The organism is Bowdeniella nasicola (assembly GCF_001907295.1).
In the GTDB taxonomy this organism is placed as follows: Bacteria; Actinomycetota; Actinomycetes; order Actinomycetales; family Actinomycetaceae; genus Bowdeniella; species Bowdeniella nasicola.
Genome location: NZ_MQVR01000126.1, coordinates 1 through 3347, shown reverse-complemented (window position 1 = coordinate 3347; position 3347 = coordinate 1). Strand labels below are relative to the sequence as shown.

Genomic DNA, 3347 nt, shown 5'->3' with positions numbered 1-3347 from the left:
GGAACCGGCCGTCACAGGTCCACCACGGGCTGGCGGACCCGACCGTCCCCAACTTTCCCGAGCCCGAATTCCTGCCAACTACTTGACGCGGGACAACATGGTGCGAATTTTCTTGTGGGACCTCGATGGAACGATGATCGATTCCGGACCGACGATTATCGGCTCGATCCGCGAAGCGCTCGCTGAATGCGGCCTGCCGGATGTCCCGGCAGAGCGGGCGCGCGGCTGCGTCGGTCCCCCGCTGATCGACGGGCTGCCCCGGTTTTGCGATGTTCCGCTGGACCGCCTCGATGAGATCATCGCCGCCTACCGCACGATCTACGCGACGCAGATGACGAGCGCACCCCTGTATCCCGAGATCCCCGACACCCTCGCCAAGGCTGCCGAGCTAGGGATCATCAACGCGGTCGCGACGGCCAAGCCCGAGACAGCCGCGCGCACGATCCTTGCCGCCCACGACCTGACCGACGCCTTCACTTTCATCACCGGCGCCGATCCCGAACGCGGCATCAACCACAAGGAACAGGTCATCGAGCTGTGCCTTGAGCGGCTGTCCGAGGCAGGGTATGCCGGCGATCCGCTCATGATCGGCGACCGCAGCTATGACATGGAAGGCGCCCGCGCCTGCAACATCGACGCCGTCTTCGCCCGGAGGGGCTATGGCGAGGCGAGCGAGGCCGGTGACTTCCCCGCGATCGACTCCCCCACCCAGTTGCTCGACGCGCCGTACGCGGCGACAAGCCCGACCCGCGCCTAGACTGGAAGCCATGGGACGGTTCAAGCGCGTGGCGAAGGCCCTCGGTCGAGCAGGCAGCTCGGCCGCCCGTACCTCCTCGCGTGCGATGCGTTCGGTGCGGCGACGCCCGGCTAATCCGCCGATGTCGACGTCCTCGACGCCGCTCGTTCCCAATACCCCGACGGCCGCTCCCCCGCCGCGCGCTCCCGATACGGCGCCGCGCCGCTACCGGGCGACGACGGCCGGGCGCGTGACTGTGCGCCGCATGCCCGAGCGTGCGATCTCGGCGCGTGACCAGTCCCAGGTGCCGCGCTGGCTCGCGAAATACGGGCTCGGCGCGTGGTACCTCATCGGGATCACGCTCGTCATCGTCGGGATCGTGTTCGCCACCGCGAAGATCGAACTCGTCTTTATCGCCGTCTTCCTCGCACTCGTGGCGACGTCGGTGCTGTGGCCGATCGTCACGCTGCTCTCGCGCATCATGCCCCGCGCCCTTGCTACCGCCCTGTCCTTAATCGGGTCCTTCGGCGTCTTTGGCGGCCTGCTGTTTTATGTCGGCTACTCGGTTTCGGGCGAGTGGAATGACCTCGCCGCGAAGTTCTCCGACGGTATCGATACGATCATCGACTTCCTCGAAAAGGGACCGCTGCCGTGGCATGTCTCCCGCCAGGAACTCACCGATGCGGTGAAGGACCTCGTCGCCAAGGGCACGAAGTACGTCCAAGACAACGCGGGCGACCTCGCGAGCCAGGTGTTGTCGAACGCGGGCACCGTCGCGATCATCTTCACGATCCTCGCGCTCGCACTGTTCATCACGATCTTCTTCCTCGCCTCGGGCGACAAGATGTGGCTGTGGTTCTTGAACCGGCTGCCAGCCCGCAAGCGCGAGAACACGCACCGCGCCGCCGCGGCCGGCTGGCTCACCTTCTCCGGCTACGCGCGCGGCACGATGATCATCGCGCTGTCCGATGGCGTCTTCGCGTTCATCCTGCTGTGGGCGCTCGGCATCCCGCTGGCCGCGCCGCTCGCGGTCCTCGTGATGATCGGTGCGTTCATCCCGCTCGTCGGTGCCCCGGCCGCGATGGTGATCGCGATGGTCGTCGCGCTGGCCGCCGACGGCTTCGTCAAGGCCGCGATCGTCGGTATCGGGATCGCGCTCATCGGCCAGTTCGAAGGCCACGTCCTGCAGCCGCTCGTCATGGGCAAGCAGGTTGCGCTCCATCCCGTCGTCGTTGCCGTTGGTGTCGCGGCCGGCACGTTCGCGTTCGGCCTGCTCGGCGCCATTATCGCGATCCCGATCATCTCGGTCATTTGGGCGGTCTATAAGACGCTGAACGAGCCCGATCCCCCGCTGCGGCGCCTGCCGAGCGTCGATGAGGACGAGCTCATCGAGGACTAGGTGTACTGATCGGGGACGTTGATCAATCGTGAGAAAGGCGGCTGGTTGCCGCAGGCCGTGTGCGGGCGGTGCTGATTGTAGTAGTGCAGCCAACCGTCGAGCTCGCCGCGTCGTTCGGCCTCGGAGGTGTAGCAGCGGGCGTAGGCCCAGCCGTCGGCCAGGGTGCGGTGGAAGCGCTCGATCTTGCCGTTGGTCTGGGGCAGATACGGCCTGGTTCGCTTGTGCTTGATGTCGAGCTCGGCGCAGGTGTCTCGCCACAGGTGTGACCGGTAGGCACCGCCGTTGTCGGACAGAACCCGCTCGACCGTGACCCCACGAGCGTTGAACCACTCGACAGCCCTCACCAGGACCGCAGTGGCGGTGATCGCGGTTTCGTCGTCGTGGATCTCAGCGTAGGCGACACGGGAATGGTCATCGATCACCGTGTGAACATAGGCCTTTCCCATCAGGGGGTCGTGGTGCTTGTTCTTCGGCTCGTCTGGTGTGGCGGTCCGGTTCTTGTCGCCCTGCCGTCGTCCGACGTAACGCCAGCCTCCACCGTCGGGGATGTTTCCGAGCTTCTTCACGTCGACGTGGAGCATCGCGCCGGGGTGGTCGTGTTCGTAGCGGCGGATGGGTTCGCCGGTGGCACGGTCGACGTGGGTCAGTCGGTTGAGGTGGCAGGACGAGAGGATGCGGTGGACGGTGGAGGGGGCGATCCCGAGTCGTGGTGCGAGTTGCACTGGCCGTTCGCGGAGTCGCATGCGCAGGCTGATGCAGCGCTTGACGACCTTCGGGTGGGTCTTGTTCGGGCTGTGGTGTGGTCGTGAGGACCGGTCGTGCATGGACTCGCCGGCGTGGTAGCGGTCGGCCCAGCGCTTCGCGGTGGGCCAGGAGACCTGGAAGCGAGCGGCGACCTCGCTGATCGGCCATCCTTCCTCGACGACGAGTTGGGCTACCTTCAGGCGGTGGCGAGGGGTCAGTGCAGAATTTGGGTGGGACATGGACGTCCTCCAAGGTGTGATGGGCGGCCACCTCACACAGTGGCCGCCCATCACAGGCTCCTCGCCGTTGTCCCGCGTCATGCTTTCTGGCAGACCGGTTATGAGGGCATGATCGGCGTCTGAGAGCAGGAGGGCCTGACCATGGGACGACCACCGGTGTTCAGTCCGGAGACCAAGACCAGGATCGTGCTGAGCGTGCTGGCCGGCGAGGTCACCGTCGCTGAAGCGG

Annotated in this window: 3 protein-coding genes; 2 read left to right on the top strand and 1 reads right to left on the bottom strand. The window is 66.2% G+C overall.

Annotated features, from left to right (window positions below; genetic code table 11):
* The first annotated feature begins 133 nt into the window (after nt 1-133).
* On the top strand, nt 134-757 hold the full coding sequence (locus BSZ39_RS12405; RefSeq protein ID WP_158025202.1) for an HAD hydrolase-like protein: 624 nt from the start codon (nt 134-136) through the stop codon (nt 755-757).
* 10 nt (nt 758-767) lie between these two features.
* Nucleotides 768-2135 (top strand): AI-2E family transporter, encoded by a 1368-nt coding sequence (locus tag BSZ39_RS12400; RefSeq protein WP_073717620.1) that lies wholly within the window; start codon nt 768-770, stop codon nt 2133-2135.
* Here BSZ39_RS12400 and BSZ39_RS12395 read toward each other — a convergent pair.
* Nucleotides 2132-3118 carry an IS481 family transposase gene (locus BSZ39_RS12395; RefSeq protein WP_073717619.1) on the bottom strand — a complete coding sequence of 329 codons (987 nt, stop codon included), beginning with the start codon at nt 3116-3118 and terminating at the stop codon, nt 2132-2134. The two genes, BSZ39_RS12400 and BSZ39_RS12395, sit on opposite strands and share 4 nt — an antisense overlap.
* Between the last annotated feature and the right edge of the window lie 229 nt (nt 3119-3347).